Annotated in this window: 16 protein-coding genes; 7 read left to right on the top strand and 9 right to left on the bottom strand. The window is 56.8% G+C overall.

Annotation, left to right across the window (positions count from 1 at the left end; translation table 11 throughout):
- The 4 genes from cgtA to rplU form a co-directional block, all read right to left on the bottom strand.
- Positions 1-738, bottom strand: a 738-nt coding sequence (gene cgtA, locus MMS95_RS22200) for an Obg family GTPase CgtA (protein WP_242142290.1), incomplete at its 3' end; no start/stop codon positions are given.
- A 16-nt stretch (positions 739-754) separates the two neighbouring features.
- Positions 755-1,726, bottom strand: coding sequence for a DMT family transporter (locus MMS95_RS22195; RefSeq protein WP_021504260.1), 972 nt, complete (start codon positions 1,724-1,726; stop codon positions 755-757).
- 105 nt (positions 1,727-1,831) lie between these two features.
- Positions 1,832-2,089 (bottom strand): 50S ribosomal protein L27, encoded by a 258-nt coding sequence (rpmA, locus tag MMS95_RS22190; protein WP_004933559.1) that lies wholly within the window; start codon positions 2,087-2,089, stop codon positions 1,832-1,834.
- Between the two features lie 17 nt (positions 2,090-2,106).
- The gene (gene rplU / locus MMS95_RS22185; protein WP_004933561.1) at positions 2,107-2,418 is read right to left on the bottom strand and encodes a 50S ribosomal protein L21; all 312 of its coding nucleotides are present in this window, start codon (positions 2,416-2,418) and stop codon (positions 2,107-2,109) included.
- A gap of 270 nt (positions 2,419-2,688) precedes the next feature.
- On the opposite strand from rplU, the gene ispB reads away from it, so the two are divergent.
- On the top strand, positions 2,689-3,660 hold the full coding sequence (ispB, locus tag MMS95_RS22180; protein ID WP_016929331.1) for an octaprenyl diphosphate synthase: 972 nt from the start codon (positions 2,689-2,691) through the stop codon (positions 3,658-3,660).
- Between the two features lie 50 nt (positions 3,661-3,710).
- Here the strand turns inward: ispB and MMS95_RS22175 are convergent, their stop codons facing one another.
- On the bottom strand, positions 3,711-4,067 hold the full coding sequence (locus MMS95_RS22175) for a DNA-binding protein (protein ID WP_048325852.1): 357 nt from the start codon (positions 4,065-4,067) through the stop codon (positions 3,711-3,713).
- Between the two features lie 181 nt (positions 4,068-4,248).
- Here MMS95_RS22175 and MMS95_RS22170 point away from each other — a divergent pair, with 181 nt between their 5' ends.
- A complete protein-coding gene (locus MMS95_RS22170) occupies positions 4,249-4,509 on the top strand; it encodes a helix-turn-helix transcriptional regulator (protein ID WP_004933567.1) in 261 nt (86 codons plus the stop codon).
- A gap of 66 nt (positions 4,510-4,575) precedes the next feature.
- Here the strand turns inward: MMS95_RS22170 and mdh are convergent, their stop codons facing one another.
- Positions 4,576-5,514 carry a malate dehydrogenase gene (gene mdh, locus MMS95_RS22165; RefSeq protein ID WP_004933569.1) on the bottom strand — a complete coding sequence of 313 codons (939 nt, stop codon included), beginning with the start codon at positions 5,512-5,514 and terminating at the stop codon, positions 4,576-4,578.
- 464 nt (positions 5,515-5,978) lie between these two features.
- Here mdh and argR point away from each other — a divergent pair, with 464 nt between their 5' ends.
- The 3 genes from argR (at position 5,979) to yhcN (MMS95_RS22150) (ending at position 7,500) form a co-directional block, all read left to right on the top strand.
- Positions 5,979-6,449 carry a transcriptional regulator ArgR gene (argR, locus tag MMS95_RS22160; protein WP_004933572.1) on the top strand — a complete coding sequence of 157 codons (471 nt, stop codon included), beginning with the start codon at positions 5,979-5,981 and terminating at the stop codon, positions 6,447-6,449.
- Between the two features lie 403 nt (positions 6,450-6,852).
- Entirely contained in the window at positions 6,853-7,116 is a 264-nt protein-coding gene (gene yhcN, locus MMS95_RS22155) for a peroxide/acid stress response protein YhcN (protein WP_004933574.1), read from the top strand.
- Between the two features lie 120 nt (positions 7,117-7,236).
- Positions 7,237-7,500, top strand: a complete 264-nt coding sequence (yhcN, locus tag MMS95_RS22150) for a peroxide/acid stress response protein YhcN (protein ID WP_242142288.1) — start codon at positions 7,237-7,239, stop codon at positions 7,498-7,500.
- Positions 7,501-7,697: 197 nt separating this feature from the next.
- Here yhcN (MMS95_RS22150) and mpl read toward each other — a convergent pair whose 3' ends face one another.
- A complete protein-coding gene (mpl, locus tag MMS95_RS22145; protein ID WP_004933582.1) occupies positions 7,698-9,077 on the bottom strand; it encodes a UDP-N-acetylmuramate:L-alanyl-gamma-D-glutamyl-meso-diaminopimelate ligase in 1,380 nt (459 codons plus the stop codon).
- Positions 9,078-9,246: 169 nt separating this feature from the next.
- Between mpl and fbp the strand changes: the two genes are divergently transcribed.
- Complete coding sequence (fbp, locus tag MMS95_RS22140) at positions 9,247-10,251, top strand: class 1 fructose-bisphosphatase (RefSeq protein ID WP_004933587.1); 1,005 nt, start codon at positions 9,247-9,249, stop codon at positions 10,249-10,251.
- Positions 10,252-10,296: 45 nt separating this feature from the next.
- Here the strand turns inward: fbp and MMS95_RS22135 are convergent, their stop codons facing one another.
- Entirely contained in the window at positions 10,297-11,850 is a 1,554-nt protein-coding gene (locus tag MMS95_RS22135) for a methyl-accepting chemotaxis protein (RefSeq protein WP_088381173.1), read from the bottom strand.
- 260 nt (positions 11,851-12,110) lie between these two features.
- Between MMS95_RS22135 and ppa the strand changes: the two genes are divergently transcribed.
- Entirely contained in the window at positions 12,111-12,641 is a 531-nt protein-coding gene (gene ppa, locus MMS95_RS22130) for an inorganic diphosphatase (protein WP_004933594.1), read from the top strand.
- A gap of 52 nt (positions 12,642-12,693) precedes the next feature.
- Here the strand turns inward: ppa and MMS95_RS22125 are convergent, their stop codons facing one another.
- Positions 12,694-13,041, bottom strand: coding sequence for a gamma-glutamylcyclotransferase (locus MMS95_RS22125; RefSeq protein ID WP_004933596.1), 348 nt, complete (start codon positions 13,039-13,041; stop codon positions 12,694-12,696).
- Between the last annotated feature and the right edge of the window lie 2 nt (positions 13,042-13,043).

Here is a 13,043-nt window from a genome sequence, read left to right as displayed (position 1 = left end):
GTCCACCAGGTGCAGCAGCACGCGGCAACGCTCCAGGTGTTTCAGGAAACGAATACCCAGGCCGGCGCCTTCGGAGGCGCCCTCGATCAGCCCCGGAATGTCGGCGACCACAAAGCTCTGCTCGTGATCCATGCGCACCACGCCCAGGCTCGGCACCAGCGTGGTAAACGGATAATCGGCCACCTTCGGCTTGGCGGCGGACACCGCGCGGATGAAGGTCGATTTGCCGGCGTTCGGCAGCCCCAGCATGCCCACATCGGCCAGCAGCAACAGCTCCAGCAACAGGTCACGCGCTTCGCCGGCGGTGCCCAGCGTCTTCTGACGCGGCGCACGGTTGACCGAAGATTTGAAACGGGTGTTACCCAGACCGTGCCAGCCGCCTTTGGCGACCATCAGCTTCTGCTCGTGGCGGGTCATGTCGCCGAGGATCTCGCCGGTGCCCTGATCCTTCACGCGCGTGCCGACCGGCACCTTGATGATGACGTCTTTACCGCGTTTGCCGGTACAGTCGCGGCTCTGGCCATTCTGGCCGCGTTCGGCGCGGAAAGACTTCTCAAAGCGGTAGTCGATCAGGGTGTTAAGGTTCTCGTCCGCCAGCAGGTAGACGTCGCCGCCGTCGCCGCCGTCACCGCCGTCAGGCCCACCGTTCGGGATATATTTTTCGCGGCGGAAGCTGACGCACCCGTTGCCGCCGTCGCCTGCAACGACCAGAATCGCTGCTTCATCTACAAACTTCATTTACCGTCTCCGTAAATCATTCACCGGGCTGCTTCAAAGGAGCAACCAGGGGGGGGTCTGCCCGTCGCGGCCACCACCGGTGACCAATTGCGGAAAACATGGCGCCCGCCACAACCACAAACGCACCGACATAGCCGACGATGTTCAGCGTCGGCATGGCGAATGCCTGGGGCCAAGCCAGCGCCAATAAATCTGAAAACAGCAGGGTAAACAGCGGGGTCAGCGTAACCAACGCGCTCACCTGCGCCGCCTGCCAGCGCGCCATCGCTTCCGCCAGCGCGCCATAGCCGATCAGCGTGTTGGCGCCGCAAAACAGCAGGCACGCCAATTGCCAGCCGCTAAGCTGGAAAATCACCTCGGGTTTGGCCAGAGGGAACAATGCAATCGCACATAAAGTGTACAACATAACCAGGATCTGCGGCGAAGCCAGCCGGCGCAGCAACACCTTCTGCGCCACGCCATAGCTCACCCAGACCATCGCCGCGCACACGCCCAGCATGACGCCCAGCGTGTAGTCCGTCAGCCGGGTGAAGATCTCTATCAGACTGACGTTGAAAAACAGCATCAGCCCGCAAATCAGCATCAGGGCGCCAATGACCTGGGTGATGCGCATGCGCTCTTTTAAAATCAGCACGCTGGCGAACATCATACCGACTGGCGACAGCTGGCCAATCACCTGCGACGCCGTCGGGCTCAGGTATTGCAGCGAGGAGCTGAAGAACACAAAGTTGCCCAGCAGCCCCGCCGTCGCGATCGCCAACAGCAGCAGCCAACGCGGCTGGCGGAACATCGTCAGCGGCGGCAGCTTGCCGCGCACCGCAAGGATCACGCCCAAACCGATGGCGGCCATGGTAAAGCGATACCAGACAACGGTAAACGGCTCCATCACCACCAACACTTCTTTCATCGCGATCGGCAACGCGCCCCAGCAAACCGCCGTGGTTAACGCCAAAGAAATACCAACGCCGACCTGCTGCTTCGTATCCATATCACCTTCGCCAACGCTGACGGGCCTGCCCTCAGGCAACCCATAAATGTAAAAAGCCCCGCAACGAATTGCGGGGCTTACATCTATTTCGTAAGGCTCGAAAAATTATTCAGCTTCGATGCTGATGAATTTACGATTGCTCGGGCCTTTAACTTCGAATTTGACTTTACCGTCTTTCAAAGCAAACAGAGTGTGGTCTTTGCCGCAACCCACGTTGGTACCAGCGTGGAATTTGGTGCCGCGCTGACGAACGATGATGCTGCCTGCCAGTACTGCTTCGCCGCCAAAGCGTTTTACGCCCAGACGTTTAGCTTCTGAATCGCGACCGTTACGAGTCGAGCCGCCAGCCTTTTTGTGTGCCATTAATCCGCTCTCCTAACTTAAGCGCTGATGCCGGTGATTTTAACGTCAGTGAACCACTGACGGTGGCCCTGCTGCTTACGGTGGTGTTTACGACGACGAAACTTAACGATTTTAATTTTCTCGCCACGACCGTGAGCAACGACTTCAGCTTTGATCTTGCCGCCATCGACGAAAGGAACGCCGATTTTGATATCTTCGCCATTAGCGATCATCAGAATCTGGTCAAACTCAACCGCTTCACCAGTTGCGATGTCCAGCTTTTCCAAGCGAACGGTCTGACCTTCGCTTACTCGGTGTTGTTTACCACCACTTTGGAAAACCGCGTACATATAAAACTCCGCTTTCCGCGTGCCCGACTGTGTTAGTTCAGAGCGCGCTATAAATATTCACAATAGGGCGCGAATTCTACGCAAAAAAGCGGCGCATGACAAGAGCGGAATAAGACCAGAAGGAGAAAAAAGAAGAAAAAAAGCGCAGTTTCTTTCGTGGCGTTTATCTGAACCGTTTTTCAAGTACAATCATAGGGACAGTTACCGCCATGTACCGATGTGAGCAGCGATCTCAACGCGGTGAAGAGAAACACAGCTGAAAAAAACACAATGAACCTAGAGCAAATTACCGAGTTAACCGCGCAAGATATGGCGGCCGTGAACGCAACAATTCTCGAACAGCTGAATTCCGATGTCACGCTCATCAATCAGCTTGGCTATTACATTATCAGCGGTGGCGGTAAGCGCATCCGGCCGATGATCGCCGTCCTGGCGGCGCGGGCGTTGGGCTACGAAGGCAACAAGCACGTCACCGTAGCCGCCCTGATCGAATTCATTCATACCGCCACGTTGTTGCATGACGACGTCGTCGACGAGTCGGACATGCGCCGCGGCAAAGCCACCGCCAACGCGGCGTTCGGCAACGCCGCCAGCGTGCTGGTCGGCGACTTTATCTATACCCGCGCCTTCCAGATGATGACCAGCCTGGAATCCCTGCGCGTGCTGGCGCTGATGTCGGAAGCGGTCAACGTCATCGCCGAAGGTGAAGTGCTGCAGTTGATGAACGTGCACGATCCCGACATCAGCGAAGAAAGTTATATGCGGGTGATCTACAGCAAAACCGCCCGTCTGTTTGAAGCGGCGGCGCAATCGTCGGCGATCCTGTCCGGCGCCAGCGCTGAGCAAGAACAGGCGCTGCAAGATTATGGCCGCTACCTCGGCACCGCTTTCCAGCTGATCGACGATCTGCTCGACTACAGCGCCGACGGCAGCACGCTGGGCAAAAACACCGGCGACGATCTGAACGAAGGGAAACCGACCCTGCCGCTGCTGCACGCGATGCACAACGGCGACGACGCCCAGCGTGACATGATCCGCGGCGCGATTGAGCAAGGCAACGGCCGCCACCTGCTGGAGCCGGTGCTGCAGGCGATGCAGCAATGCGGTTCGCTGGAATACACCCGCAAACGCGCCGAGGAAGAAGCCGATAAGGCGATCGCCGCGCTGCAGGTCTTGCCGGCATCAGAGCACCGTACAGCGCTGGAGGGCTTGGCCCATTTGGCGGTACAACGCGATTTTTAAGAAATTTTAATTTCTTAATACATTCATCAGGCCCGCCCACGCGGGCCTGCCTAGGTATTGCTATCTTCGTCGATACGCGCCAGCAGGCCGCCAATCCCTTCCCGCATCAGGAAAGCCACCATTTTCTCGCGCTCGCTCTCCGTCAAATGGTAGTAATACTCGATCCAGACCGCCAACGGATCCTGGCGTTCTACGTCATATGTCGCCCCGTCTTCTTTCAGCGCCAGCAGGTTACGCACGCCTGGAGGCAGGCTGTCGATATGGTACTCCAACGCTTTTCCCTGCACGCCTTTACGCCTGCGGCTGATCCAGCCTTCGCGTCGGGCCATCAGATTGATTCCCTGTGGTGAGGAGGGTAATCCTGCGATGCCTGTCAGTTCCTTGGCGGCAAACCACTCGTTTTTCATAGCCATCATCTCTGGGCAATAGTGGGCAATGTCGTTTTTTGGAAATTACTTGGGTATTTTTTAGGAAATTTAATGGTATTCTTGTTTCCTAATAAGCGTTTCACGTTGTTCAAACGCTTAACCATGACCCGTTAGTTATACCACTAACGCAACTTTGGCTAATCAGAAAAGGAATGTAAACATGAATTCAAGGAACCCAGATTGGCATCCGGCAGATATCATCGCGGCGCTACGCAAGCAGGGCACCACGCTGGCGGCAGTGTCGCGCAAGGCCGGATTAAGCTCATCGACGCTGGCCAATGCGCTGTCGCGCCCGTGGCCAAAGGGGGAATGGCTGATCGCCGAAGCGATAGGCATCCACCCTTCGGAGATCTGGCCAAGCCGCTATTACGATCCGCACAGCGATTGCCTGCTGGATCGCAAAGCACGCATCAAATCGTGAACGCGGGGCAAAAAAAACCGCCGGAACAGCGTCCGGCGGCGTTTATCGGCTGACTATCGGTGTCGATCAGTTATTGATGAACTTCTCGCCCAGTTCGATATCTTTATGCAGCACGTCCAGCATCTCGTTCAGCGCTTTCTGCTCGAAGGCGCTCAGGGTGCCGATATCTTTGCGTTCTTCAACGCCGTTCTTGCCCAGCACCAGCGGCTGCGCGAAGAAGCGAGCGTATTTGCCGTCGCCTTCAACGTAAGCGCATTCCACAACGCCTTTCTCGCCCTGCAGCGCACGCACCAGAGACAGACCGAAACGGGCGGCCGCCTGGCCCATGGACAGCGTTGCAGACCCGCCGCCGGCTTTGGCTTCCACCACTTCAGTGCCGGCGTTCTGAATACGTTTGGTCAGATCCGCCACTTCCTGATCGGTGAAGCTCACGCCAGGGATCTGCGACAGCAGAGGCAGGATGGTCACGCCAGAGTGGCCGCCGATCACCGGCACGTTCAGTTCTTCAGGCTGCTTGCCTTTCAGCTCGGCCACGAAGGTATTGGAACGGATGATATCCAGCGAAGTCACGCCGAACAGTTTGTTCTTGTCGTAAACGCCGGCTTTTTTCAGCACTTCCGCCGCGATGGCGACCGTGGTGTTAACCGGGTTGGTGATGATGCCGATACAGGCTTTCGGGCAGGTTTTCGCCACTTGCTCAATCAGGTTACGCACGATGCCGGCGTTAACATTGAACAAGTCAGAGCGATCCATGCCTGGCTTACGGGCCACGCCGGCGGAAATCAGCACCACGTCCGCACCGTGCAGAGCCGGAGTCGCGTCTTCGCCGCTGAAGCCTTTGATTTTAACTGCGGTTGGGATGTGGCTTAAGTCGACGGCAACGCCTGGGGTAACGGGGGCAATGTCGTAGAGAGAGAGTTCAGAACCTGAAGGAAGCTGGGTTTTGAGTAGAAGGGCGAGGGCCTGGCCGATACCGCCAGCAGCACCGAGAACTGCAACTTTCATCCTATACTCCTTTATTATCTTAAATATATAAAGCGCCGTGAATGTGTTGGTTACGGACCTTACGTTATTACACCTTTCAAAACAATAAATTAGCCAATTCTTGCCTGCAGGTGTAATAAAACGGCCGCTGTCGCGCCCATTTTAGATTAAATCGCTTACGCATGAAGGGCATAGCGCACACTAATCAAAAATAGTGCGAGGTTATTCACGAGCAAGTTAACCGGCCGTTACATTACACCCTTACGCAACATCAGAACAACATCATTTTAATAACATTTTATTTACCACCGCAGGCCGATTTTCCGTCGTCAAAAGGGCATATTCATCGCGGCCGGATTTTGTTAAAATGCCGCCCTTTCCTCGCCGTCCGGTCATTTTTATTTTCTTTGGGGCGGCCTTTGTTGCATAAAAATTCATCTATATGCATAATCATGACTTCCACTATCAACATTCCACGGTGCAAAATGCGTAATCCCGCAAAACAGGAAGATCTGATCAAGACGTTCAAAGCGTTATTGAAAGAAGAAAAATTCAGTTCTCAAGGCGAGATCGTTTTGGCGCTGCAAGAAGAAGGCTTCGAAAACATTAACCAATCCAAAGTATCGCGCATGCTGACCAAGTTCGGCGCGGTACGTACGCGCAATGCCAAAATGGAAATGGTGTATTGCCTTCCTGCCGAACTCGGCGTGCCGACCACCACCAGCCCATTGAAGAATCTGGTGCTCGACGTCGACCATAACGATGCCGTCGTGGTGATCCACACCAGCCCGGGCGCCGCACAGCTGATCGCCCGCCTGCTCGACTCACTGGGTAAATCCCAGGGTATCCTCGGCACAATTGCCGGCGACGACACGATTTTCGTCACCCCGTCCAACGGCTTTACCGCTCAGAAGCTGCATGAAGCGATCTTGGGCGTGTTCGAACAAGAGCTGTGAAACCTGGCGCTAACAAAGTGCGGCTGTAAACCGCATTTTGTTAGCGCTTCTTTAACCCTCGCGTTACCTTCCCAGCCTTCAACCGCGTTTAACACTGCTTTTTTATCCCGCAACAACACATTTCCATGACATCTCCATGTAACCAGCAGTACCCACTGTGATCTTCCGCACTTTTGGTCAAAATCACTTACCTTATTGAAATTACATAAATTTAACATCAAAAGATCGTTTTATGAGCGTTTTTTATTCCTTACGGTTATAAAAAATAAGGATCATGAGGTTAAAGTTTCACTAGCAACTGTTAGCGAACTATTAATTTTTCTCGTTACTAGCTGTATACTCATTTTCGTGAACTGAATCACAGTTCGTTGGAACTGATAAAAGAATACGATGAGGTGAGATGATGAAAATTAAAGCTACCGTTGCAACCCTGAGCGTTCTGTCCATGCTTTCCTTTGGTGCATTCGCAGCACAATCTGTTGATGCAACCCAGGCCGCAAAACTGCAGCCCGCCGGTGTGATCACCGTGAGCGGCGTCGCCGCTGCGCCTTCCGACATTCGCCAGGCACTGTCCGACAAAGCCGACGCCAAAGGGGCGACCGCTTACCGCGTGATCGAAGCGCGCAACGACGGCAACTTCCACGCGACCGCTGAAATCTACAAATAAGTAACGGCATTACCCGGCAACGGGCAATACATCTCTGGAATCAAACGCTGTCATAACGGCCTTCAAGAATAAAAATCGCTGCCAAGCCCTTCCAGGCTGTTATGACCAAGGATCGCTATCATGAACATGAAAACTACTGTTGCTGCACTCGGTTTGCTGTCCGTCATCTCCTTCGGCGCGTCTGCCGCCCAGTTGGTGACTAACGATCAGACCGCCAATCTGCAATCTATCGGCACCATTACCGTCAGCGGCATCGACGGCGCGCCGACCGACATGCGCCAGGCGTTGTCGGAGAAAGCCGACGCGAAAGGCGCGACCGCCTACCGCGTGATCGAAGCCCGTAACGAAGGCAACTACCACGCCACCGCCGAGATTTACAAATAACAACTCTGGGAACGGCTTTGCAGAGCTGATTACCCTCGTCACTGCCACTGCCGAGTTCTGACGCAAACGCCGATTTCCCAGAGACCCTCTCGTCGTCCTATCCGACGAACCCCGTTGCCCTCGCTCGCGAGGGCTTTTTTATGGGCGTAAAAAAGGCCGCGAATGCGGCCCTTAGGTAGGCTTATGCGGCTAAGCGATCAGTAGGTCACCTTCGGTTCCTGCTTTTTCGCCAGCGCGTCCAGCAAGCGATCGTGAATACCGCCGAAACCGCCGTTGCTCATCACCAGAATGTGGTCGCCCGGCTGTGCGGTTTTCACCACCATGTCCACCAGCGTGTCGAGATCCGCGCTCCAATGCGCCGGCTGCACGCAGGCATCCGCCACTTCCGCGACCTGCCACGGAATGTGGTGCGGCTGGAACAGGAACACTTCGTCGGCACGGCCGAGCGAAGGCGCCAGATCGTTTTTGCTGATGCCCATTTTCATGGTGTTGGATCGCGGTTCCAGCACCGCCAGAATGCGCGCCGTACCGCCGACCTTGCCGCGCAGCGCGGCCAGAGTGGCCAGGATCGCCGTCGGGTGGTGCGCGAAATCGTCGTAAACCGTGACGCCGTTGGCTTCGCCACGCAGCTCCAGACGGCGGCGGGCGTTGATGAAATCGCCCAACGCGCGGCAGGCGTCCGCCGGCTGCACGCCGACGTGGCGAGTCGCGGCGATAGCCATCAGGCCGTTATGCATGTTGTGCTCGCCCACCAGCGCCCACTTCACTTCGCCGACCTGCTCACCGTCGAGGAACACCGCGTAATGGCTGGCGTCCGGCGTCAGCTTCTGCGCGCGCCAGGCGCCCTCTTCGCCCACCAGCTCCTGCTCGCTCCAGCAGCCCATCGCCATCACCTGCTTCAGGTGGCTGTCGTTGTCCGGCAGGATGATCTTGCCTTTGCCCGGCACCAGACGCACCAGGTGGTGGAATTGTTTCTGAATGGCTTTCAGATCGTCGAAGATATCGGCGTGGTCGAACTCCAGGTTGTTCATGATCAGCGTGCGCGGGCTGTAGTGCACGAACTTGGAGCGCTTGTCGAAGAACGCGCAGTCATACTCGTCGGCCTCGATCACGAAGAACGGGCTGCCGCCGAGGCGAGCCGAGACGTCGAAGTTGCCCGGCACGCCGCCGATGACGAAGCCCGGCTGGTAGCCGCAGGCTTCGAGGATCCAGGTCGCCATGCCGGCGGTGGTGGTTTTGCCGTGGGTGCCGGCGACCGCCAGTACCCAGCGATCGCGCAACACGGCGTCGTGCAGCCACTGCGGGCCGGAAACGTAAGGGATACCGCGCTCCAGCACCGCCTCCACGCACGGGTTGCCGCGCGTCATGGCGTTGCCGATGATCACCAGATCCGGCGCCGGATCCAGCTGGGCGGGATCATAACCCTGAATCAGATCGATCCCCTGGTTCTCCAGCAGCGTGCTCATCGGCGGATAGACGTTGGCGTCCGAACCGGTGACGTCATGCCCCAGTGAGCGCGCCAGCATCGCCAGCCCGCCCATAAAGGTGCCACAGATCCCAAGAATGTGAATGCGCATAGGTTTCTCATGTGAGTGCATCGAATGTCGGCATATTCTAACGCTCAGAATCGTCCAGAAGAAATGGATTTGCCTATGAATGGCGCGCATCTTTGGGCTACACTGCACGCGAAAACGTTGGCGGTTTGTTAACAGGCCGCTATCCATCCGTAGATTCAGGGATTGTGTCATGAAAACGTTAGGCGAATTTATCGTCGAGAAACAGCACGACTTCTCTCACGCCACCGGCGAGCTGACCGCGTTACTTTCTGCAATTAAACTGGGCGCCAAAATCATCCACCGCGACATCAACAAGGCCGGCCTGGTTGATATTCTGGGAACCAGCGGGGTGTCCAACGTACAGGGCGAAGTTCAGATGAAACTGGACCTGTACGCGAACGAAAAACTGAAAGCGGCGTTGAAAGCGCGTGGTGAAGTTGCGGGTATCGCTTCCGAAGAAGAAGATGAAATCGTGATATTCGACGGCGAGCGAGCTGAAAATGCCAAGTATGTCGTATTGATGGATCCGTTGGACGGCTCGTCCAACATCGATGTCAACGTCTCGGTCGGTACGATTTTCTCTATCTATCGTCGCATCACGCCGGTCGGCACGCCGGTGACCGAAGAAGACTTCCTGCAGCCGGGCAGCGCCCAGGTCGCAGCGGGTTACGTGGTTTACGGCTCGTCCACCATGCTGGTGTACACCACCGGTTACGGCGTCCACGCCTTCACATACGATCCGTCTCTGGGCGTGTTCTGTCTCTCTCACGAGAAAGTGCGCTTCCCGGCGAGCGGCAACATGTATTCCATCAACGAAGGCAACTACATCAAGTTCCCTCTCGGCGTGAAGAAATACATCAAGTACTGCCAGGAGCAGGACGAAGCGACGCAGCGCCCTTATACCTCGCGCTACATCGGTTCTCTGGTGGCGGACTTCCACCGCAACCTGCTGAAAGGCGGCATCTACATCTACCCAAGCACCGCCAGCCACCCGCAAGGCAAGCTGCGCCTGCTGTACGAATGCAACCCGATGGCGTTCCTGGCCGAACAGGCCGGCGGCAAGGCCAGCGACGGCAAAAATCGCATTCTGGACATCACGCCGGTGAAACTGCACCAGCGCGCGCCATTCTTCGTCGGCACCAAGTCGATGGTAGAAGACGCAGAACGCTTCATCGCCGAAAACCCGGACGAGTAACGCGTTACTGGCAAGGGTTCGGCGCCGCGCCGAACCCTTATCGCCTTACAGCTTGAACGCCGCCATGCTCTGCGCCAGCAGCTGAGCCTGATCTTCCAGCGAGCGCGTCGCCGCCGCCGACTCTTCCACCAGCGCCGCATTCTGCTGCGCCACCTGATCCATCTGCGCCACCGCCAGATTCACCTGTTCGATACCGCTGCTTTGTTCGCGCGTCGCCGCCGAGATCTCACGCATCAACGCCGTCACCCGACCCACTTCACCGGTGATACCGCTCATGGTCTGCGCCGCCGACTCCACCATCTGCTCGCCTTCCTGCACCCGGTTCTGCGACGCTTCGATCAACCCTTTGATCTCTTTCGCCGACTGGGCGCTACGCTGCGCCAGATTGCGCACTTCGCCGGCCACCACCGCGAAGCCGCGGCCCTGTTCACCGGCGCGCGCCGCTTCCACCGCCGCGTTCAGCGCCAGGATATTGGTCTGGAAGGCGATGCCGTCCATCACGCTGATGATGTCGGCAATACGGCGCGAGCTGTCGGTGATCGCCTGCATCTTGCTCATGACCTGGCTGACCACGTCGCTGCCCTGGTTGGCGATATCGGACACGCTCAGCGCCAGCTGATTGGCCTGCTCGCAGTTCTCGGCGTTCATTTTCACCGTCGAGGTCAGCTGTTCCATGCTGGCGGCAGTCTCTTCCAGCGAAGCGGCCGATTCTTCGGTGCGCTGCGCCAGATGCAGGTTACCGGCCGCCAGTTCGCGTGAACCGGTGTCGATCTGGCTGCTGGCGTCACGCACTTTGCTGACCGAATTGGCCAGCGCCTGCTGCATGCGCTGCATCGCCCGCACCAGGCGGCCCATCTCGGTATCGCCCTCGCCGCGGATCTCATGGGTCAGATCGCCGCCGGCGATGTATTCCAGCTGCGCGATGGACTCATCCAGCGGACGCAAAATGATCACCCGCAACGCAAACCAGGCCAGCACCGCCAGCAGCACGCTGAGCAGGCCCGCCACCACGATCAGCGAGATCTTGGTGCTGGCGTTGCTTTCCGCGTCATACACCTGCTTCTCGCCGAGCTTCATGGCGAAGCTGCGGAAATCGCTGAGATCCTTTTCAAACGCGATGCTCAACGCAGAGATACGGGTCTCCTGAATATGGTAGTACTCATCGATTTTACCGGCCTTGATGGCGGCGGCCATAGGCTTCACGCCCTGCTCCAGATAGGCGCGATAGCTGTTTTGCAGGCGGTTGGAGAGTTCGCGGCCGCGCTCGGTCACGGTGCCGACGCCGACAAAGCGCGCCATTTCCTTATTCGACTGCTCGAGGTAGCCGTAGATGCGGCCGACGGTGGCGTCGGAGACATCAGTCTGGCCGATCTCCCGTTGGCGCACCGCCAGCGAGGCGGCGGTTCGGGCGCGCAGCGTCAGGTTGGAGCTGTTGGCCAGCGAGCCCAGCTCTTCGCCGAGGATCTGGTTTAAGGTATGGATCGAGCGCGATCCTTCGTTAATCGCGTTGACGCCAATAACGCTGACCATGATCAGCAGCATGGTCATCAGGCTCAGCAGGGCGATCAGCCCAGCCTTCACCGTAATCTTTTTTAGCATGAGTTCTTCCCGGCTTCAGAATAGTGAGATCAGACGTAGTAGGGGTGGCAAAACGCGGAGCCAGCTTTGCTGGCTCATTATTGTTTGTTGAAGTTATCGGCAGGCGGAGGCAAAACTTCATGCCGCGGCGGGATTAATCTGGAAATTCTCCGCGCGCAGAGACACTGGGTTTTCGACGATGAAAAGGGCAGGAAATCGCAAAAGAGTCCGCTATAATAGCCGCCACTCCATTTCTGGTTTGATGATTAAAGGAAACCGACATGAGCTTGAATCTGGTCCCAGCTGGCAAAGACCTGCCGGAAGACATCTACGTAGTAATCGAAATCCCGGCCAACGCCGATCCAATCAAATACGAAATCGACAAAGAAACCGGCGCGCTGTTCGTTGACCGTTTCATGTCCACCGCGATGTTCTACCCGTGCAACTACGGCTACATCAACCACACTCTGTCTCTGGATGGTGATCCGGTTGACGTGCTGGTCCCAACCCCATATCCGCTGCAGCCGGGCTCCGTGATCCGCTGCCGTCCGGTTGGCGTGCTGAAGATGACCGACGAAGCCGGTGAAGACGCCAAGCTGGTTGCGGTACCGCACAGCAAGCTGACCAAAGAGTACGATCACGTGAAAGACGTGAACGACCTGCCGGAACTGCTGAAAGCCCAGATCGCTCACTTCTTCGAGCACTACAAAGATCTGGAAAAAGGCAAATGGGTGAAAGTGGAAGGCTGGGCAGACGCTGCCGCAGCGAAAGCGGAAATCATCGCCTCCTTCGAACGCGCCGCCAAGAAGTAATTTTCGCCGCCGTCCGATGAAAAAACACCGCTCATTGAGCGGTGTTTTTTTATTACTGATCTTCGAGGCGTTTCAGCCAGTCACCGCTGGTAATTCGCGGGTAACCGTCCACGCTGTGTTTATACAGATAGATCCACGCACTCCCATAAGGCGTCTGAATCAGCTCGCGCTTATAGTCCTTGGTGTTGCTTTTCAGTTCGTCCAGCTCTGCCAGAATCGATGAGTTAATACGATACACTTCGCAATGTATCGTGCCCTCTCCAGGGATCGCCGCCGGGTAATGGCCCAGATTATAAATCTGATAGCCTTCGAGCTCGTGCTCGCCGAGCCATTGGGCGTTGGTCATCCAATGGCTGTTTCCCTGTTTGCGCCGTAAACTGCCGTAGACAATTATTCGCATCG

The sequence above is a fragment of the Serratia sp. PGPR-27 genome, assembly GCF_022678525.1.
Lineage (GTDB): Bacteria > Pseudomonadota > Gammaproteobacteria > Enterobacterales > Enterobacteriaceae > Serratia > Serratia nematodiphila.
Note: the sequence above shows the minus strand (reverse complement) of the source record. Positions and strands in the feature narration are given on the sequence as shown.